Origin of the sequence: Enterococcus caccae ATCC BAA-1240 (assembly GCF_000407145.1) — a bacterium.
Classification (GTDB): Bacteria; Bacillota; Bacilli; order Lactobacillales; family Enterococcaceae; genus Enterococcus_L; species Enterococcus_L caccae.
In genome coordinates, this window is record NZ_KE136472.1 from 529341 (window position 1) to 550241 (window position 20901).

The 20901-nt window shown below is 36.5% G+C and carries 19 protein-coding genes; 18 read left to right on the plus strand and 1 reads right to left on the minus strand.

The genetic code is table 11. The annotated features are described in order from the left end of the window. The first annotated feature begins 143 nt into the window (after positions 1-143). The 5 genes from I580_RS02330 to I580_RS02350 all read left to right on the plus strand — a co-directional run bounded on the left by I580_RS02330 (position 144) and on the right by I580_RS02350 (position 8001). The gene (locus I580_RS02330) at positions 144-587 is read left to right on the plus strand and encodes a flavodoxin (RefSeq protein ID WP_010772917.1); all 444 of its coding nucleotides are present in this window, start codon (positions 144-146) and stop codon (positions 585-587) included. Between the two features lie 64 nt (positions 588-651). After that, positions 652-1491 carry a sulfide/dihydroorotate dehydrogenase-like FAD/NAD-binding protein gene (locus I580_RS02335; protein WP_010772916.1) on the plus strand — a complete coding sequence of 280 codons (840 nt, stop codon included), beginning with the start codon at positions 652-654 and terminating at the stop codon, positions 1489-1491. Continuing rightward, positions 1484-2929 (plus strand): NADPH-dependent glutamate synthase, encoded by a 1446-nt coding sequence (gene gltA / locus I580_RS02340; RefSeq protein ID WP_010772915.1) that lies wholly within the window; start codon positions 1484-1486, stop codon positions 2927-2929. Before I580_RS02335 ends, gltA begins: the two co-directional genes overlap by 8 nt. Positions 2930-2934: 5 nt before the next feature. After that, entirely contained in the window at positions 2935-6474 is a 3540-nt protein-coding gene (gene nifJ, locus I580_RS02345; RefSeq protein ID WP_010772914.1) for a pyruvate:ferredoxin (flavodoxin) oxidoreductase, read from the plus strand. A gap of 252 nt (positions 6475-6726) precedes the next feature. Then, entirely contained in the window at positions 6727-8001 is a 1275-nt protein-coding gene (locus tag I580_RS02350) for an NCS2 family permease (RefSeq protein ID WP_010772913.1), read from the plus strand. A 46-nt stretch (positions 8002-8047) separates the two neighbouring features. Here I580_RS02350 and I580_RS02355 read toward each other — a convergent pair whose 3' ends face one another. Continuing rightward, on the minus strand, positions 8048-9448 hold the full coding sequence (locus tag I580_RS02355; RefSeq protein ID WP_010772912.1) for a TrkH family potassium uptake protein: 1401 nt from the start codon (positions 9446-9448) through the stop codon (positions 8048-8050). A 315-nt stretch (positions 9449-9763) separates the two neighbouring features. Here I580_RS02355 and I580_RS02360 point away from each other — a divergent pair, with 315 nt between their 5' ends. From I580_RS02360 to upp, 13 genes are all read left to right on the plus strand, one after another. Beyond that, positions 9764-11281: a flavocytochrome c gene (locus I580_RS02360; protein ID WP_010772911.1), complete on the plus strand. Its 1518-nt coding sequence runs from the start codon at positions 9764-9766 to the stop codon at positions 11279-11281. Between the two features lie 535 nt (positions 11282-11816). Next, positions 11817-12206, plus strand: coding sequence for a DUF1310 family protein (locus I580_RS02365; protein ID WP_010772910.1), 390 nt, complete (start codon positions 11817-11819; stop codon positions 12204-12206). After that, positions 12199-12528, plus strand: coding sequence for a hypothetical protein (locus tag I580_RS02370; protein ID WP_010772909.1), 330 nt, complete (start codon positions 12199-12201; stop codon positions 12526-12528). Before I580_RS02365 ends, I580_RS02370 begins: the two co-directional genes overlap by 8 nt. Positions 12529-12641: 113 nt before the next feature. Then, on the plus strand, positions 12642-13034 hold the full coding sequence (locus tag I580_RS02375; protein ID WP_010772908.1) for a DUF1310 family protein: 393 nt from the start codon (positions 12642-12644) through the stop codon (positions 13032-13034). Next, the gene (locus I580_RS02380) at positions 13027-14250 is read left to right on the plus strand and encodes a DUF2974 domain-containing protein (protein ID WP_010772907.1); all 1224 of its coding nucleotides are present in this window, start codon (positions 13027-13029) and stop codon (positions 14248-14250) included. The genes I580_RS02375 and I580_RS02380 overlap by 8 nt, the downstream gene beginning before the upstream one ends. Next, positions 14250-14615 (plus strand): hypothetical protein, encoded by a 366-nt coding sequence (locus I580_RS02385; RefSeq protein ID WP_010772906.1) that lies wholly within the window; start codon positions 14250-14252, stop codon positions 14613-14615. The genes I580_RS02380 and I580_RS02385 overlap by 1 nt, the downstream gene beginning before the upstream one ends. After that, a complete protein-coding gene (locus I580_RS02390; RefSeq protein ID WP_010772905.1) occupies positions 14616-14882 on the plus strand; it encodes a hypothetical protein in 267 nt (88 codons plus the stop codon). 344 nt (positions 14883-15226) lie between these two features. Further along, positions 15227-15820 (plus strand): thymidine kinase, encoded by a 594-nt coding sequence (locus I580_RS02395; RefSeq protein WP_010772904.1) that lies wholly within the window; start codon positions 15227-15229, stop codon positions 15818-15820. 61 nt (positions 15821-15881) lie between these two features. After that, positions 15882-16955 carry a peptide chain release factor 1 gene (prfA, locus tag I580_RS02400; protein ID WP_010772903.1) on the plus strand — a complete coding sequence of 358 codons (1074 nt, stop codon included), beginning with the start codon at positions 15882-15884 and terminating at the stop codon, positions 16953-16955. Then, positions 16948-17781 carry a peptide chain release factor N(5)-glutamine methyltransferase gene (prmC, locus tag I580_RS02405; RefSeq protein WP_010772902.1) on the plus strand — a complete coding sequence of 278 codons (834 nt, stop codon included), beginning with the start codon at positions 16948-16950 and terminating at the stop codon, positions 17779-17781. Before prfA ends, prmC begins: the two co-directional genes overlap by 8 nt. A gap of 19 nt (positions 17782-17800) precedes the next feature. Further along, entirely contained in the window at positions 17801-18838 is a 1038-nt protein-coding gene (locus tag I580_RS02410; protein ID WP_010772901.1) for an L-threonylcarbamoyladenylate synthase, read from the plus strand. Between the two features lie 55 nt (positions 18839-18893). Beyond that, positions 18894-20132 (plus strand): serine hydroxymethyltransferase, encoded by a 1239-nt coding sequence (gene glyA, locus I580_RS02415; RefSeq protein ID WP_010772900.1) that lies wholly within the window; start codon positions 18894-18896, stop codon positions 20130-20132. 79 nt (positions 20133-20211) lie between these two features. Continuing rightward, complete coding sequence (gene upp / locus I580_RS02420) at positions 20212-20841, plus strand: uracil phosphoribosyltransferase (RefSeq protein ID WP_010763353.1); 630 nt, start codon at positions 20212-20214, stop codon at positions 20839-20841. The last annotated feature ends 60 nt before the right edge of the window (positions 20842-20901 follow it).

Here is a 20901-nt window from a genome sequence, read left to right on the forward strand (position 1 = left end):
AGGTAATTTGAATTAAGATATCTCTAACCATACTATAGTTGCATATGTTTTTGGATAGTAAGTATGAGAAGAATGAAAAGGGTTACAACATATCTTCTTATACTTTAAAATATTATGTAAAGAAGACGAGAGGATGGGTAAATATGGCATTAGTAAAAATCATTTATGCAAGCATGACAGGAAACACAGAGGAAATTTCAGAAATTATAGAAAGCACAGTACAAGAAGCAGGTTTTGACGTAGTAAGAGAAGAATGTTCAGAAGTGGATGTCGATTTCTTTGATGATGCAGATGCATGTGTGATTGCTACGTATACCTATGGTGATGGTGAATTACCGTTTGAATTTGAAGACTTTTATGATGAATTAGAAGAAAAAGATTTAGCAGGAAAAATTTTTGGTGTTGTTGGTTCTGGCGATCGTGAGTACGGAGATCTTTTCTGCAAATCAGCACATGACTTTGTAGATGCTTTACAGAAATCAGGCGCTAAAAAAGTAGCTGAAACAGTTGAAATCGAAAATAACGCAGAAGAAGAAGATATTGAACAGTTGAAAAAGTTTGTCCAAGAATTAACAGCGAATCTATAACAGTACTTTAAGATCATATGAAAGAAGGAAAAATGAATGCAACCATTCATTAACGGTACTCCATATGCATAAGATATCAAAAAGTAAGCAACTTTCGGAAAACGAATATGATTTTTGGATCAATGCGCCCTTGATTGCATCAAAGGCTAAGCCAGGACAATTTGTTATTTTACGAATCAATGAAATTGGTGAGCGAATCCCTTTGACAATTGCTGATGCTGATGATTCTAGCGGTAATATTCGGTTGGTTTTCCAAGTAATAGGCAAAACAACAGCTGAACTAGGGAAACTGACTACTGGTGATACTATTTTAGATTTAACAGGTCCCCTCGGTATGCCGACGGAAATAAAAAAATACGGGACGGTTATGATTGCAGGTGGTGGTGTTGGAATTGCTGCGATTCTCCCAATTGTTAAAGGATTGAAAAATGCTGGCAATCGTGTAATTACGATTCTTGGTGCTAAAACAGCTGAGCTAGTGATTCTTCAAAAAGAGTGTCGAGAATATTCTGATGAATTGATCATCGCGACAGATGATGGCACGCTTGGCATGAAAGGCCTTGTAACGGCTGCTATGGAGCATGTGATTAACAAGGAAACGGTTCATTGTTGTTGGGCGATTGGTCCCAGTATGATGATGAAATTTTGTACTTTGACTGCAACAAAACATGAGGTGCCTATTTTTGTTTCGTTAAATCCAATTATGATTGATGGAACAGGCATGTGCGGTGGTTGCCGAGTAACGATTGATGGTAGTATAAAATTCGCCTGTGTCGATGGTCCAGAATTTAAAGGAACAGAGGTCAATTGGGATGAATTTATCAGTCGTATGAAACAATATAAGACTGAAGAAGAAACTTGTTTGGCGGGTTATCAAAAAGCGCAGGTGATAAATCGTGGCTAGAAGAAGCAGAACAAAAACACCAATCGCAGAACAAGACCCAGCAATTCGTAAGTCTAATTTTGACGAAGTATGCTTAGGTTATACGATTGAAGAGGGACAAGCTGAAGCAATTCGGTGTCTACAATGTAAAAATGCGCCTTGTGTTACGAGCTGTCCTGTGATGATTGATATTCCTGGATTTATTCTTTCAATCAAAGAAGGGGACATGCAAGAAGCAGTGGATATCTTAGGGAAATATACGAATCTTCCTGCAATTTGCGGCAGAGTTTGCCCACAAGAAAAACAATGCGAACAAGTTTGTAAATTGGGGATGAACAAAAATTTTGAACCAGTTGCAATCGGTAAACTAGAACGGTTAGTTGCAGATTGGGCATTAGAGAATCAAGCTTTTTCAAAGCATATTCAAAACAACGAACCAAAAAATGGTCGAATTGCCGTAATCGGTTCTGGACCTTCCGGATTAACGGTCGCTGGTGATTTAGCAAAAAGGAATTACGAAGTAATTGTGTATGAGGCATTGCATGATTCCGGTGGTGTCTTGATATACGGTATTCCAGAATTCAGGTTACCTAAAAGGATCGTAAAAAAAGAAATCGAAAAAATTGAAGCATTAGGCGTAACGATTGAAACAAATGTGGTGGTTGGGAAAACGATTACGATGGATGAGATCATAGATGAGTTTGATGCTTGCTATATTTCAGTCGGAGCTGGAGCACCAAATTTTATGGAGATTCCTGGAACAGCATTAAATGGAGTCTATTCATCTAGCGAATATTTGACACGAATCAATTTGATGCACAGCTATGAGTTTCCTAAATATGATACACCAATGAAGCGTTCGAACCATGTTGTCGTGGTCGGTGGAGGAAATGTAGCAATGGATGCGGCAAGATCCGCTAAGCGTTTAGGTGCTGAACATGTCAGTATTGTCTATCGCAGATCACTAGAAGAATTGCCCGCACGTATCGAAGAATATCACCATTCTGTTGAAGAAGATATTGATTATCATTGGCTGACGAATCCAATCGAATATATAAACAACGGAGCTGGGGAGTTAAAAGGTGTAAAATGTGTCAAAATGGAGTTAGATGAACCAGATGAATCTGGAAGGCGTCGTCCAGTTCCAATTAAAAATAGTGAATTTATTATCGAAGCTGACACAGTGATCGAAGCAATCGGTCAAGGGTCCAATAAAGTGTTGTTAACCACTTTCCCAGAACTTAAATTAACAAAATGGGGTTACATTGAGGCGGATCCAAAAACGGGAACAACATCGATTCCCGGCGTCTTTGCTGGCGGAGATATCGTTACAGGTGCAGCAACAGTGATTTTGGCTATGGGTGCCGGAAAAGTTGCCGCTGTTGAAATCGACAGGTACGTACGAGGAAAAAAGAACACGCCCGTAACAACAAAAAGTTTGAGGAAAGATAAAAGGTGAGAAAAATGAAAACAACAAAGACGATGGACGGAAATACAGCAGCTGCTTATATTTCGTATGCCTTTACAGAAGTAGCGGCTATTTATCCTATTACACCAAGTTCCACGATGGCAGAATTGGTAGACGAATGGGCGGAAAATGGACTAAAAAATATCTATGGACAAAAAGTCCAAGTGATTGAAATGCAATCAGAAGCTGGAGCTGCTGGCGTTGTTCATGGTTCGTTAAAAACAGGAGCATTAACAACGACTTATACCGCATCTCAAGGTTTGTTGTTGATGATTCCCAATATGTATAAAATAGCTGGGGAACTATTACCTGGTGTGTTCCATGTGGCAGCTAGAGCGATTACAACGAGCGCTTTGAGTATTTTTGGTGATCATGGAGATGTTATGGCGACTCGGCAAACAGGTTTTTGTATGCTGGCAGAATCCAGTGTACAAGAAGTGATGGATCTTTCTGCAGTAGCCCATTTAGCGAGTATTGAAGGCAGTTTACCTTTTGTTAATTTTTTTGATGGATTCAGAACGAGTCATGAATTACAAAAAATAGAAGTGCTTGATTATGATGATCTAAAAGGAATGCTTGACCAAGATGCGGTGGATCGATTTAGAAATAGAGGAATGAATCCAAATCACCCAACGGTCTCAGGAACAGCTCAAAATCCAGACATTCATTTTCAACAAAGAGAAACAGTTAACGCAAATTACGAAGCAATGCCAAGAATCGTTCAAAAATACATGAACCAAATCAATGAATTACGCGGTACTAATTATGATTTAACGGATTACTATGGAGCAGAAGATGCGACAGAAGTTATTATTTCAATGGGTTCAGCTTCACCAGTTATTCAACAAACGGTGGATTATTTAAATCAAGAAGGACGAAAAGTTGGGCTGATCAATATTCATTTATATCGTCCATTCCCAACAGAGAATCTATTAGAAAAATTACCAAAAACAGTAGAAAAAGTCGCAGTTTTAGACAGAACGAAAGAAGCAGGAGCTGATGGAGAACCATTGCTTTTAGATGTTCAAAGTGCATTATATCAACATTCAAATCGTCCAATTGTGATCGGCGGACGTTATGGTTTAGGTTCAAAAGATGTGACACCGAATCAAATCAAAGCAGTTTATGATCATTTACTATTGCCATTTTCTGAATTAAAACAACGTTTTACCATTGGTATCGTAGATGATGTAACATATCGTTCGTTACCACAAGGAGAAATCTTAGATTTGACCCCTAATTCAACGTTCCAAGCAAAATTCTGGGGATTTGGTTCAGATGGAACGGTTGGTGCAAATAAGCAAGCAATCAAGATCATCGGTGATCATACTGATTTATATGCCCAAGCCTATTTTAGCTATGATTCTAAAAAATCAGGGGGCTTAACTGTTTCACACTTACGCTTTGGTGAAGAACCGATTACATCCACTTATTTAGTAGAACAAGCTGATTTTATTGCCTGTCATAATGCTTCTTATATCCATAATTATGACTTGCTAAAAGGCTTGAAAGATGGCGGAACCTTCTTATTGAATACCATTTGGGATAAAGAAAAGGTCTATCGTTTACTTCCAGCTAAACTAAAAAAATATATTGCAGAACACGCTATTCAATTTTACATCATCAATGCTGTAGAATTGGCTCGAGAAATTGGTTTAGGCCGTAGAATCAATACAGTGATGTCCACCGCTTTTTTTGAAGTGACAGATATTATGACACGCGATGAATATATGCCGTTATTAAAAGCTGAGGTCCAAAAAACATACGGGAAAAAATCAATGGAGATCGTAGAAAAAAACTTTCAAGCGATCGATAGGACGTTTGACTCGTTACAAAAAATCGATGTTCCTTCTGAATGGCCAGCAATCGTAATTGAGACAGAGAAAAAAGATACAACATTACCTAAATATATTACGAATATTTTACAGCCGATCAATCGCCAAGAAGGAAATAATTTAACTGTTGGAGATCTGATTGAAAATGGGATGAAAACTGGGGAAATGCCAATGGGCACAGCAGCTTTTGAAAAACGCGGAATTGCCTTAGAGGTGCCAGAATGGCAAATGGATAAATGTACGATGTGTAATGAATGTGCTTTTGTCTGTCCTCATGCGGCAATTCGACCATTTTTAGCAGACGAATCGGAGATGGAAGAAGCTCCAGCAGGGTTCCATGCAAGAGAAATGAGAGGCTCAGACGGTTTGATGTATCGTATTCAAGTATCATTAGAAGATTGTACGGGTTGTGGTTTGTGTGTCCAAGCTTGCCCAGTCAAAGAAAAAGCTATTTTGATGAAACCTTATGAAGAACAAAAAGAACAAGCAATCAATTGGGCATTTGCGATGACCTTACAGCAAAAAGAAAATCCAGTCAGAAAATTATCGGTGAAAGGATCTCAGTTTAACCAACCATTAATGGAATTTTCTGGAGCATGTGAAGGTTGTGGTGAAACGCCGTATATCAAACTATTAACACAATTATTTGGGGATCGGATGATGATGGCGAATGCGACAGGATGTTCTTCTATTTGGGGCGGCTCATCTCCTGTAACACCATATACGACGAATGCATGTGGTCAAGGTCCGGCTTGGAGTAATTCATTATTTGAAGATAATGCTGAATATGGTTATGGTATGTATGTTGCCAATAAAACCAAGCGTCAATATTTAGCCGATCAAGTACAAGAAGCAGTGAACAAGAATTTAGGAACACCTGAATTACATGCATTGCTGGAAGATTGGTTGGAACACTATTTAGAAGGTGAAGGGACACAACAACGGGCAACTAAACTGGCTGCTGTACTGAGTGAAGAGTATCAAACCAATCCACTCTTAGAAAGAATTTATAAACAGAGCGACTTGCTTGTAAAAACTAGTCAATGGATTATTGGAGGCGACGGCTGGGCCTATGATATTGGGTTTAGTGGGATTGACCATGTCTTAGCAAGTGGGGCAGATGTTAATATTTTCGTCATGGATAATGAAGTTTACGCCAATACTGGTGGTCAAACATCTAAAGCCACTCCAGCTGCAGCTATTGCTAAGTTTTCAGCGGGGGGAAAACAAACTTCCAAAAAAGACTTAGGTATGATGGCGATGACTTATGGGAACGTTTACGTTGCTCAAATTGCTTTAGGTGCGAATTCTATGCAGACGATCAAAGCAATCGATGAGGCTGAGCGTTATCCAGGTCCGTCACTGATTATCGGCTATACACCTTGTATCAATCATGGGGTCAAAGGCGGAATGATTGAAACCTTATCATTAGCGAAAGAAGCAGTGGAATCGGGTTATTGGCAATTGTATCGTTATAATCCACAACTTATTGAAAAAGGCAAAGATCCTATGATCATTGATTATAAAAAAGCGGATTTCTCTAAAATGCGTGATTTCCTTGAAAAACAAACTCGCTTCTCTGCACTTCATACGATCAAAGACAACCAAGAAATTGTTGAAGATCTTCTAACGAAAACAAAAGAGGATGCAGAAGACCGTTCGGAAAATTACGTTAAATTAGTGAGTCCAGCAAAAAAATAAAAAAAGAGCAAGAGGATGGGATGGAAGCATTTAGGGTGTGAAACAAAAGTGGTTGTTACTTTTGTCCCACACCCTTGTTTTTTTCGATAATAATTAAAATAAAAAATTCTTCAGAAATTTCAAAAAGCGTTTACAATGTGGTATCCTTACAGTGTCATAATTTCAGTAAAAAATAATTTTATTAAGCAGATGGTTCTATTTTCAGTTAGAGCTTAACAAGCCCACAACGCTTTTAATTTAAGGAGGATTTTCATGTTTCAATGGAAAAAGCTTAAAAAAGACGATATAAAACGAGAAATATTAGCAGGAACAACTTCATTTTTTGCCATTTCATATATCATTATGGTGAATACTGTAATCTTAGCTGAGGCAGGAATGCCAAAGGAATTAACGATTTTTGGCACAATTTTTATTTCAATTATTGGTTCGATTTTGATGGGACTAATTGCGGATGCCCCAATTGTTTTGACCACAGGGATGGGGGTTAATTCATTTTTTACTTATACGCTAGTTTTCTCATTGGGATTGACTTGGCAGCAAGCGTTGGCTGTTAGTTTTTGTGCAGGGATTGTTTACTTATTGGTGGCTTTTACAAAGCTAAGTAAGTTATTTGCAGAAGTAGTGCCGGAAACATTAAAAATTGGCATAACTGTAGGAATCGGTTTTTTCCTTGTTTTGATTGGTTTGGAAAAAGGCCATTTGATTTTAAGAGGAGAGCACACCTTCTTACAGTTAGCATCATTAGATAATAGTTTGACCTTATTAACGTTATTCTCATTGATTTTGACAGTGACGTTATTTGTAAAAGGGATTCAAGGCAGTTTTTTTATTGGAATCGTTGTTGTAACGTGTATCGCAAATGTTTTTGGTATGGTAACTCCGTCAGAACATTTTTCTTTAAGCGGTTTGAGCAATTATTCTCAGATCTTTTTACAATTAGATTTCAGTACATTTTTTTCTAAAAGCTTTTTACTAGGTGTCTTTGCTTTATCAATGATCTTGATTTTTGAATCAATGGGTTTACTTAAAGGTTTGATGCCAGAAGTAGCTGAAAAACAATATTTAAGAGCGTATCGTGTGACTGGATTTATTACACTGCTATCTGGGGTTTTTGGTACAAGTCCAACTGTGGCAGCTGCTGAAAGTGCAACAGGAATTGAAGAAGGTGGGAAAACTGGAATTACCTCGATCACAAGTGGTATTTGTTTCTTTTTTGCTTTATTAGCATTGCCGTTTCTTTCTTATATTCCAGATTCAGCTTTAGCACCAGCCATTATTATAACGGGCTTCTTAATGATCCAACAAATCAAAATGTTGCATTTTGACGAGTTTAGTGACTATTTTCCTGCAATGTTGATGATTGTATTGATTCCGTTTACGATGAACATTTCAGATGGCATGGCTTTTGGTTTTGTCGCGTATCCATTAACGAAGTGGGTTGCTGGAAAAAAAGCGGAACTTTCATTGCCAATGTGGTTGATTTCGGGCTTATTTTTGATGTATTTAATTGTTAACGTGTTAATCTAAAATAAAAACTTGCTCACCACAATGTAGTTGTGATAAGCAAGTTTTTTTATCCAATAATTATTTTTTCAGATGGATACTCATAACCGATATCTCGAGTTTCTTTTGGTACGAATAACATTAATGTATATAACATACCAATCCGTCCAATAAACATTAATAGAGCGATCATTAGTTTTCCAACGGTCGTCAAATCTGAGGTGATTCCTAATGACAAACCTGTCGTACCAAAAGCTGAAGCCACTTCAACAATAATAGCGATCAATGGATGATCTTCTGTTGCTGTTAAAAATAAGACCGCAAAGAAACACATGATCAACGATAGCATAAAGACAACAATTGATTTTTTTACATCATCGTCATCGATTCGACGGCCAAATACATTGATTTTGTCTTCACTTTTTAAGAAGGCATATAAATATAACCCAATAATTGCAACCGTTGTTGTTCGAATCCCGCCACCTACGGAGCTAGGACTACAACCTATGAACATCAATAAAGAAAATACGATCAATGTAGTAATCTGAAAATCACCTAAATCATTGATTTGCAATCCAGCATTTCGAGTTGTCATAGAATAGAACATAGAGGTGATCCAACGCTGAACTTCTCCCATCCCTACGAACAAATGATCCTTCTCTAACAAATAAATCAACACTGTACCGCCCACAAACAAAATGACAAAGGCTAAAACGGCAATTTTACTAAACAATGAAAAGCGGAAGGGCAACCCTCGTTTTTTCTTTTTAAAGAATAACCATTCACGAAACTCCATTAATACTGGAAAACCAATTCCCCCCACAAAAATCAAGAACATAATGACAATTAAAAAAAGGTAATCATTGGCAAAGGGAATGATCGAATCGCCAGTCACGTCAAATCCAGAGTTTGTCACTGCCGAAATCGATTGATAAAAACCAAAGAAAATCGATTTTGACCAAGTCGTATAATAGCCTGAGTAATAAAAATAAATAGAGAAAAATGTGCCAAAAATCACTTGAAACCATAAAATGATTGTAAAGGTGATTCGAATCAATCGGACAATCCCACTCAATTTTGGCTGATTCATATCGGTCATAATCAATTGTCGCTGTTTTAAGGAAATTCTACGTTTAGATAAAATTATAAAAGCTGTAGAAATCATCATAATTCCAAGTCCACCGATCTGAAAAAGAACTTCCAACAGCAAAACACCACGATCATTAAAAACAGAATTAATATCAAATGTAGATAAACCAGTGACACTTACAGTACTGATAGCCATAAAAAGCATATCGATAAACCCGACATGAGAACCTGGTTCTCTAAAAAATGGTAAACAAAATAACAAATAAGAAACCACTGTCATAATAATATAGTAGGAAACAATTATTTGAATGGATGAAAAATGATTGGAAATAAAACGCCTTCCTTTACGTTGGACTAGCCATAAAAGCCGAAATTGATTCATAATGGACCTCCTGAACATCGTTAAAATAAGTATAGCAGAAAATAATTGATGGGCAAATAAAGAATAAACGCTTAGAAGAAATAAGAAATTGATTAAAAAAAACAAGAATAGAGTACAAATTTTCTAGAACATGCTATTTTAATTGTGATAGAAGTAACATGAATCTATTTTTTCTTTTTAAAAAGGAGCGAGATCAATTTTTTACTCATTATTAAGCTTTTATTATAATGTGAAAAAGGTCACATTATAATAGGACTTTCTAAGAAATTGAATAATTAGAGTTGTAGGGTCAAAAATTACTGAGGTGGGGAAAAAATGAAAAAAGTTATTATGAGTTTACTATCATTGAGCTTATTCGCTGGAATTGCTGTAGGATGTACTAGCGATCAAGACAAAGTAACGAAGAAAAGTAAAGAATCCAAAGAAAGCACAGAGGTTACATCAGGTGCGTCAGCCAATGGCTATACAGATTTAAGTGAACTAGAAAATCAATACGATATTGTGATCATCGGTGCAGGAGGTGCTGGAATGACCGCAGCTTTACAAGCAAAGGAAGCCGGAATGAATCCAGCAATTCTAGAAAAAATGCCCGTTGCAGGCGGAAATACGATCAAGTCATCATCAGGTATGAATGCTTCTGAAACAAAATATCAAAAACAGGATGGTATCACTGACAGCAATGATAAATTTTTTGAAGAAACACTTAAAGGTGGAAAAGGCACAAATGATAAAGAACTATTACGCTTTTTCGTAGACCATTCAGCAGATGCAATCGATTGGTTGGATACAAAAGGAATCGAACTTAGTAACTTAACGATCACTGGTGGAATGAGCGAAAAACGAACACACCGTCCAGCAGACGGTTCAGCAATCGGCGGTTATTTGGTTGATGGCCTTGTTCGAAATGTCAAAGAAGAAAAAATTCCGTTGTTTGTAAATGCCAATGTGACTGAAATCACTGAAAAAGACGGTCAAGTCAACGGTGTCAAAGTCAAACTAAATGACAAAGAAACCAAAGAAATCAAATCAAATGCTGTAATCGTAACAACTGGTGGTTTTGGTGCCAATAAAGAAATGCTAGAAAAATATGATCCCAAATTAAAAGATTACGTCACAACAAACCAAGAAGGTACAACAGGTGACGGTATTAAAATGATCGAAAAACTTGGTGGTGCCACAGTTGATATGAAAGAAATCCAAATCCATCCGACAGTTCAACAAGACAAATCATTCTTGATCGGTGAAGTGGTTCGTGGCGAAGGAGCTATTTTAGCCTCACAAGAAGGGGCACGTTTTGTGAATGAAATGGATACACGTGATAAAGTTTCTGCGGCTATCACTGCCTTACCAGAGAAATCAGCATACTTAGTTTTCGATCAAGGCGTTCGTGATCGTGCCAAAGCTATCGATTTTTATGATGAACAAGGTTTTGTTGTAGAAGGGGAAACGATTGAAGCTCTTGCCAAGAAAATCAATATGCCTGAAGCAAAACTAAAAGAAACTATCGATCAATGGAACAAAGATGTCCAAGCTAAATCTGATACACAGTATAGCCGTTCAACAGGTATGGATCATGATTTATCGACAGGTCCATACTATGCAATCAAAATCGCACCAGGAATCCATCATACAATGGGCGGTGTGAAAATAAATACGAAAACAGAAGTATTAAAAGAAGATGGAGCGCCAATCAAGGGCTTGTATGCCGCTGGTGAAGTAACAGGTGGCTTACATGGTGCAAACCGCATCGGCGGAAACGCTGTAGCAGATATTATCATCTTTGGTCGCCAATCTGGAACAGAAGCAGCGAACTTTGCTTCAGCACAAAAATAAATAAATCTAAGAAAGCCAATAGATTGAACGTCCGCGTTTGTCTATTGGTTTCTTTTTTTAGAGATTATATAATAAACAAAACATGGTCTTTTTTATTGAAAAAGTAAATAACATAAAATTATATGGTCAATAGTAATCGATAAATAAACTTAAATTAAAAATATGGCGACAACCAGTAAGGGTAAATGATTTAAAAGCTAATGGTTATAATGTTGATACTGTCACTGGACATTCTCTTCGGGAAGAAATGGGATGGGTATGGGGATGGCGTATAATATACCGAATATTATTCTGTATAATTCTGCACCATAGATATTGACAATACTGTTACTGAATTAAAGCAAGCAATTAATAACTTACTATAATAAAAAAAGGGATTATAAGTGCCAAAACTTGCAACCTCTTTTTAAATGGATAAAAACCATAATTCCAAATCTATCTATTTTATTGTACTTTTGGTAAAATAAATAGTAATTAGAATTAAAGTTAAATTATAATAAGTACTCTTTTAGTAAATGAAAAAAGTAGGTGGAAAATGAAAAAGAAACTATTAGTAGTTATAGGTATTATTGTAATAATTATAATTGGGATTGGAGGGAAAGTTATGTTAGACAATAAGAAACAAGAGGATAAAATGATTAAGATTGTGAATAGTCAAGAAGCAAAAGTAGTATTTGAAAAAACAATAAAAAATATAGACCCAGAAGCATTTACTAATGATGGAATTATCAAATCATATGAAATTAATGAAAAAAGTATTAAACACAATCCAATGGGAGGAATTAATGTAACTCTGAATATAAATAAAAGTAGTGATTTAGTTATTAATTTTACTTTAGATAAATCAAACGGAGAACTTGAATCTGGCGCTATCAGTTATTCTGGTGTATTAGCAGACCAGTTGGAGGATAATAAAAATGAATGATAAAGAACGTGTTGAACTAGCTAGAAAAGAATATGATGATTTGCAATTAAATAGTAAGATTGATTTGAATGGAGGAAAAACTACTGTCGGTAGAGTTTCACAAGTTAATGATAAAGCCACTGGAGAACAATCTTTTGTTATTACAGACAAGTATTGTCCTGCATCATCATCAATCGAACAAAGAAACCAAGTAAAAGAAGTTACGGTAATTTATCGTGGTTCTTCTTTTGAGTTATCATCAGATGCTGCAAAAGACTGGTTACTAAATGATATTCCAACTGGGATACCATTAGTCAATACAAGCATGGCTGTAGGAATATAAATGTATAATCTTCAGTAAAGATATAAAATGTTTTGATAAATTTAATATACTTTTGGTAAAATAAATAATGGTGCGATTAAAATCTAACGATACTACGTGGAAGTAGGTGGGAAATGAAGAAGAAATTATTAATCATTATAGGAATTATAATAGTCATTATAATTGGAATTGGAGGAAAGATGTATATGGATTCGAAAAAGTTGGATACAGAAATGATAAAAGTCGTGAAAAGTGATGAGGCAAAGAAAGTTTTTGAGGAAGGTATAAAAAATATAGACCCCAAAGCTTTTACAAATGATGGAGTAATTCACTCTTATAAAATTGATGAAGAAAGTATAAAACATAGTCCTATGGGCTCTATAATAGTAAATATTATCATCAATGGAGATGATAGGCTAGTTGCTAAATTTGATTTAAATAAAAGAACAGGAACGCTAAATTATGGAGGAGTTGATATATCTGGTGAGTTATCAGACCTGAAAAGGGAGGCAATAGGAAATGAATAATTTTACAGATGAAGAGCGAGTTATAATTGCTGATAAAGAGTACAAAGATTTAGAAATAAAAGATGAAATCTCAGTAGGTGATAACACACTTGGTTATGTATCACAAGCTAATGATAAATCTACCGGAGAACAATCCTTTGTTATTACAGACAAGTATTGTCCTCCCACTGCAAACATCGAACAAAGAACTCAAGTAAAAGAGGTTACGGTAATTTATCGTGGTTCTTCTTTTGAGTTATCATCAGATGCTGCAAAAGACTGGTTACTAAATGATATTCCAACAGGAATACAAGTGGCTAACGGTGGTGGAGCAGTAGCAATGCCACAATTGCAATCATCGTCTGAAACCTTAAAAAATGCCATGGAATTATATCCAAATGCACAAGTATTTGTTTATGGTCATTCACTAGGGTCGATGAATGCCCAGTATGCAGTAGCTGATTTGTCTGATAAGGATAGTTCAAGAATTGGTGGGGGATTCTTTTATGAAGGGCCAAATATTTATGGTGTTCTATCCCCTAAACAACAAGCAACAGCAGATGCCCTAACAAAATTAAACAAATTATTTAACTATGTGGATTCAAAAGATATTATAGCAATCGGTTATGGTTCGGGTAAACTATCAGTAGGAAATGTTATTAGAGTAAACTCCAAAAAAGTAGGACTCATTGACCAACATATGTGGGGTGGATATAATTTTAATAAAGATGGAAGTATTAAGGCTACAAAAGAAGGCTGTCTCCAACTAGCAAAATATATGGTAACTCAACAGTTATCTGCAATAGATATGATGAGAAAGAATTTTATGAAAAGCGGTGGTGGTCTTTCTAAATCAGAAGAGATTTTTCTTGATGCATCAGAAGCAATGGCAATTACTCAAGGGATGAAACAAACGATAAATGGAGAAATTACAGAGCTGACACAAATCTATACAGAAGGTATCAAAAATGCAGGAGATTTGTGGAGAACAACCAAATCAAACGCTGAAAATACAGGTTCCCATTTATCTTATGGAGAGTGTATAAATGCATTAGCTAGAGGGAATGCAACAGAAAGTAGCATCGTAAGAGAACCCGTACGTGAATATGAGGAGAAATTAGCGAAAGCTACAAAGATAAGCCGAAATTATGATGAATTATTACAGAAAATAGGGGAATCAATTACCAAGCAATTAGAAACAGACCAAGAGTTAGCGAATCTGATAAGGAGTATGTAATGGGAAAAGAAGAAGAACTATCCCAAAAATTAGATGCGTTAGAAACAGACTATAGAAAAGAAAAACAACAAATCGAAGAAACAGTTGATGATATACATAATGAAAATCGAATATTTCGCAGAGAAATTGAAAGTTTAGCTGATTTTGTGAGATACATGGCCAAAAGAGAAGAAGCCACTGAGCCAGAAGCCTTGCAACAAGCCTATAGATTCATTCAAGAAGCACAAGAAGAAGGTCAAATGGTTGTTAAGAAAACATTAAATAAATTAGATGATAAGCAAGAAGAACAAAGAATTTTGTATCAAAAACAAAAAATGTCCTATGAAGAGGATATTTTACTAGCAAGGAAGGAAAGGAATTCATAAATGTTAGATGCATTAAAAGAAAATTTAGCTGATATCCGAAAAGAATTAGAAAAAAAGTTGATTCAGACATTTGTAGCCAGTCAAAGCCATGCAACATCTGAAAATCGTAAACAAATGATGAATCAAATGGAAAAAGAAAAGATGAACGGGTTAAAAAGCACAAGTTCCAGTTATCTATCTAGTTTTAAAACATCAGCAAAAGGCCAGTGGGTCAAACAAGCTGAACAAACATTTAAACAAACTACTGAGCAGTTCGATGACTTATAAAAACATAATTTATCAGGTGAGAGGCACAATTACATTGATTGTACTCTCTTTTTTGTGCGCCCATTACTAAAAGTTATAGGTGCCCGATTGGGGCGAGTTGTTGATGAGGTGCTTAGTTTGTTCACTCCAATTTAAAACCTCTTAAAAGTGATATAGTGGCTTTTAAAAATATGGGGATAATTACTTCTTTTTTACTTCAAAAAAAGGAGCAGGTATGACTACAGATATAGAAATTTTCTGGCAAGAAAAACGCTTAATACATAAGACTTAAATTTACCACTGTAAAAAACTTTGGTTTTATAGTAAAATACGAGAGGAACTAAACGAGAGGTGACGACGGATTAATGGCACAATTATTTTTTAAATATGGCGCAATGAACAGTGGCAAAACCATTGAGATCTTAAAAGTAGCACACAACTATGAAGAACAAGACAAACCTGTTGTGATTATGACAAGTGGACTGGATACTAGAGATGGTGTTGGTGTTGTTTCAAGCCGTATCGGCCTTAGAAGAGAAGCCATCCCGATTTTTAAAGAAACAAATGTCTATCAATTGATCCAAGAGCTAGATTACAAACCTTATTGTATTTTGGTCGATGAATCACAATTTTTAGGAAAACAACATGTAATTGAATTTGCTCGCGTAGTGGATGAATTGAATATTCCAGTCATGGCATTTGGTTTGAAAAATGATTTTCGTAACGAACTATTTGAAGGCTCAAAATATTTGATGCTGTATGCAGACAAGCTAGAAGAATTGAAAACGATTTGTTGGTTCTGTCACAAAAAAGCGACAATGAATTTACACTATATAGATGGTCAACCTGTATATGAAGGTACTCAAGTCCAAATCGGCGGTAATGAAGCCTATTACCCAGTGTGTCGAAATCACTATTTCCATCCTCCAATCGATGGTGAACAAGTAACGAACAATTAACGAAGTAAAAAAGTGAAAATTAAAATAGACTTATTATTGAACGAAAAAGGAGCAACTAATTATGTACGATCAGTTACAATCAATCGAAGATCGCTATGAAGAGTTGGGTGAATTATTAAGTGACCCAGAAGTTATCAGCGATACAAAACGTTTTATGCAATTATCGAAAGAAGAGGCAAATACCCGTGAAACAGTCGATGTTTATCGTCGCTACAAGCAAGTAGTCGATGGAATCAGTGACACCGAAGAATTACTAGGTGAAAAACTAGATGCCGAAATGGCTGAAATGGCCAAAGAAGAACTTTCAGAATTAAAGAAAGAAAAAGAAGTGTTAGAAGAACGAATCAAAATTTTACTATTGCCAACAGATCCAAATGATGACAAGAATATCATTATGGAAATCCGTGGAGCAGCAGGTGGCGATGAAGCTGCTTTATTTGCTGGTGATTTATTTGGGATGTACCAAAAATATGCGGAATCACAAGGCTGGAAAACAGACGTGATGGAAGCTAGCATCACTGGAATCGGCGGCTACAAAGAAGTAATCATGATGATTTCAGGAGACAACGTTTTCTCTAAACTAAAATATGAAAGTGGTGCACACCGCGTTCAACGTGTTCCATCAACTGAGTCACAAGGCCGTATCCATACATCAACAGCTACTGTGGTAGTTTTACCAGAGGCTGAAGAAGTAGAGCTAGATCTTGCGGATAAAGATATCCGTACAGATATCTATCATGCAAGTGGCGCTGGTGGTCAGCACGTCAATAAAACCGCTTCTGCTGTTCGTTTGACTCACATACCAACTGGAATTGCTGTTGCGATGCAAGATGAACGTTCACAAATCAAAAACCGTGAAAAAGCCATGAAAATTTTACGTGCCAGAGTGTATGATCAAATGCAACAAGAAGCACAAAGCGAATACGATGCAAATCGTAAATCAGCTGTAGGTACAGGTGATCGTTCTGAACGAATCCGTACCTACAACTTCCCACAAAATCGTGTAACGGATCACCGTATTGGTTTAACGATCCAAAAACTAGACCAAATTTTAGCTGGGAAATTAGATGAAATCGTGGATGCATTAGTCTTATACGATCAAACATCAAAATTAGAAGAGATGCAAAATGGGTAACCGTTATTTTGAAGTCCTTGAACGGGCTTCTTCTTTTTTAGAAAAACAAGGGAAAGAAGGCTATAGTATTTTATTCGTTTTCCTTGAAAGAAAAGGCTGGACAAAAACAGATTGGCTGCTTCATCTAAAAGAAGAAATTTCACCAGAAGATGAGCAACAACTTAATAATGATCTAAAACGACTTGCAGAAAATTTTCCACCGCAATACTTATTAGGCTATAGCGATTTTTATGACCATCGCTTTCTAGTCAATGAGTATACATTGATTCCTAGACCAGAAACGGAAGAATTAGTTGACCGCTGTTTAAAAGAAAATCCTAACGGACAACTGAATGTTGTTGATGTGGGAACCGGAACAGGGGCAATCGCAATCAGTTTGAAATTCGCTCGACCTGATTGGCAAATAACAGCAATCGATATTTCAGAAGAAGCATTGAATGTTGCAGAAAAAAATGCGCAACTCTTAGAAGCACCGATTCAATTTATTCATGGAGATGGACTAAAACCAATGAGTGATCAAAGAATCGATATCTTGATTTCAAATCCTCCTTACATCAGTAATACTGAATGGGATTTAATGGATGAAAGTGTTCGAACGTTTGAACCTAAAACGGCACTTTTTGCAGAAAATGATGGCTTAGCGATTTATCAGCAACTAGCCGAAGAAGCAAAAGATATACTGAATCCAGATGGTAAAATTTATTTAGAAATTGGTTTTCAGCAAGGAGAATCTGTAAAGAAGATTTTCCAGCAAACATTCCCGCAAAAACAAGTACGCGTTGCTCAAGACTTATCGGGAAATGATCGAATGGTCATCGTTTCATAAAAAAGAGGAGGGATAAAAATTGGAGACAAAACAATTTACAGGTGACGAGATCGACCAAGCCTCAGCGTTGATTTGTAAAGGAGAATTGATCGCTTTTCCGACTGAAACAGTTTACGGACTTGGTGCAAATGCATTAGATGAGCATGCTGTGAAACAAGTTTACGCAGTCAAAGGACGTCCCAGCGATAATCCGCTGATTGTTCATGTCAGCGATTTTGAGATGGTTAAACAATATGTAACTGATTTTCCCTCAAACACCAAAGCGTTAGTGGATTCCTTTTGGCCCGGCCCTTTAACATTGATCTTCATTGTAAAACCAAATACATTTTCATCTACTGTCACTGGCGGTCTAAAAACAGTTGCTTTTCGGATGCCCAAAAATGATAAAACATTAGCGCTGATAAATAAAGCTGGTGTGCCCTTGGTAGGCCCAAGCGCCAATACTTCTGGCAAGCCGAGTCCAACAACTGCTCAACACGTGTTTCATGATTTACACGGGAAAATTGCAGGTATCTTAGATGACGGAGCAACTCAGATTGGCGTGGAATCAACGGTGTTGGACTTGACCGCTGCAGATGGAGTTCCAGTTATTTTAAGACCAGGAGCAATCACCAAAGAAAGCTTGGAAGAAGTTATCGGTAAGGTACGTGTAGATCAGCATTTAATCAGTGAAAAAGAAGCCCCTAAAGCTCCGGGGATGAAGTACAAACATTATTCCCCAGATACTCCTGTGTGGATTGTTGATGGCAATCCGGATGTATTTAAAAAAGCGATAACATGGGCTAAAAACAAAAACCAACGAATTGGTTTATTTGCGGATGATCAACTCATATCAGCATTTTCTGATGAAATAGATGAAGGCTTTTCTTTTGGAGAAGATTCAGTTGAACAGGCAACTAAGCTATTATTTGCTGGACTTCGATCGCTAGATGAAAAAAATATCGACATAATTTTTGCCCAAGCGTTTCCAGAAACTGGATTAGGTATCGCTTATATGAATCGATTGAAGAAAGCAGCAAATCAAAAAAATTTAAAAAGTGATTCGATTTTCGAGTAGAGAGCTTTTAAGTATGATACAATCGATACAAACAAATGAAATGGAGGCTTGTTTAATGGATTATAAAACTTTTGATCCAGATTTATGGGATGCAATCGCAAAAGAAAATGATCGTCAAGAAAATAATCTGGAGCTGATTGCTTCAGAAAACGTTGTGTCGAAAGGGGTAATGGCTGCTCAAGGCAGTATTTTGACCAATAAGTATGCGGAAGGATATCCTGGCAAACGTTATTATGGTGGTTGTGAGTTTATTGATATCGTTGAAGATTTAGCGATTAACCGAGCAAAAGAATTATTTGGGGCTAAATTTGCCAATGTTCAACCACATTCAGGTTCTCAAGCGAATACAGCGGCCTATCTTTCATTGATTGAACCAGGAGATACCGTTTTAGGAATGGATTTGTCTGCGGGAGGACATTTAACTCATGGTTCACCAGTCAATTTTAGTGGGAAAACATATAATTTTGTAAGTTATGGTGTTGATCCAACAACTGAAGTGATCGATTATAATGTTGTGCGTATTTTAGCGCGTGAACATCAGCCTAAATTGATTGTTGCAGGTGCAAGTGCGTATTCTCGTACGATTGATTTTGAGAAATTTCGTGAAATTGCCGATGAAGTTGGCGCAAAATTAATGGTAGATATGGCTCATATTGCAGGGCTTGTAGCAGCTGGCTTACATCCTAATCCAGTTCCATATGCTGATATCACAACATCAACAACACATAAAACTTTACGCGGACCTCGTGGTGGACTTATTTTAACAAATGACGAAGATTTAGCGAAAAAAATCAATAGCAATATTTTCCCTGGCATTCAGGGCGGACCATTAGAGCATGTCATTGCTGGTAAAGCAGTTGCTTTTAAAGAAGCACTAGACATTACCTTTAAAGAATACAGCGAACAAGTCATTGAAAATGCTAAAGCGATGACCAAAGTTTTCAATCAAACACCAGAAGCTCGTTTAGTGAGCGGTTCAACAGACAATCATTTATTATTGATTGATGTTAGCGGTTTTGGTTTAAATGGAAAAGAAGCAGAAGCGATTTTAGATAGCGTGAATATCACGGCTAATAAAAACTCAATTCCATTTGAACAACTTAGTCCGTTTAAAACAAGTGGTATTCGCATTGGTACACCTGCGATCACGACTCGAGGATTTAAAGAAGACGATTGTGTGGAAGTGGCTAAATTAATCGTTAAAGTCTTAAAAGATCATGAAAATGAAGTCACACGGTCTGAAGTTCGTGCTTCAGTTAGTGAGCTGACAAAAAAATATCCACTTTATAAGTAAAAGTTTCGAGTGATTGACTAGTCAATCGCTCGATTTTGTTTTACAATAGGAAGGAATAAATTATTGAAGGAGAATGAGCATGGGAAAATTCCAAGTTATTGATCATCCACTGATCCAACACAAATTAACAATCATTAGAGATAAGGATTGTGGAACAAAGGTTTTTCGTGAAGTCGTAAATGAGATCGCAATGCTTATGGCATATGAAGTTTCAAGAGATATGCCTTTAGAAGATATTGTAATCGAGACACCGATCTGTGAATCAACACAAAAAACATTATCTGGTAAAAAGGTAGCAATCGTACCTATTTTACGTGCAGGTATTGGAATGGTAGATGGTATTTTGGAATTGATTCCAGCAGCAAAAGTTGGACATATCGGTTTATACCGTGATCATGATACATTAGAACCAGTTGAATACTTTGTGAAGATGCCTGAAGATATCGACGCACGTCAATTATTTGTGGTTGATCCAATGTTAGCGACAGGTGGATCGGCAATTATGGCAATCGATGCATTGAAAGCCCGTGGTGGCAGCAATATTAAATTTGTTTGTTTAGTAGCAGCGCCAGAAGGTGTGAAGGCTTTACAAGAAGCACATCCAGATATCGATATTTATACTGCAGCATTAGATGAGTATTTAGATAAAGATGGTTACATCGTTCCAGGCCTTGGCGATGCTGGTGATCGTTTATTTGGTACTAAGTAAGAACAAAATAGCTGATAAAAACATGAAGATGTTTTTATCAGCTATTTTTATGAAATAAAA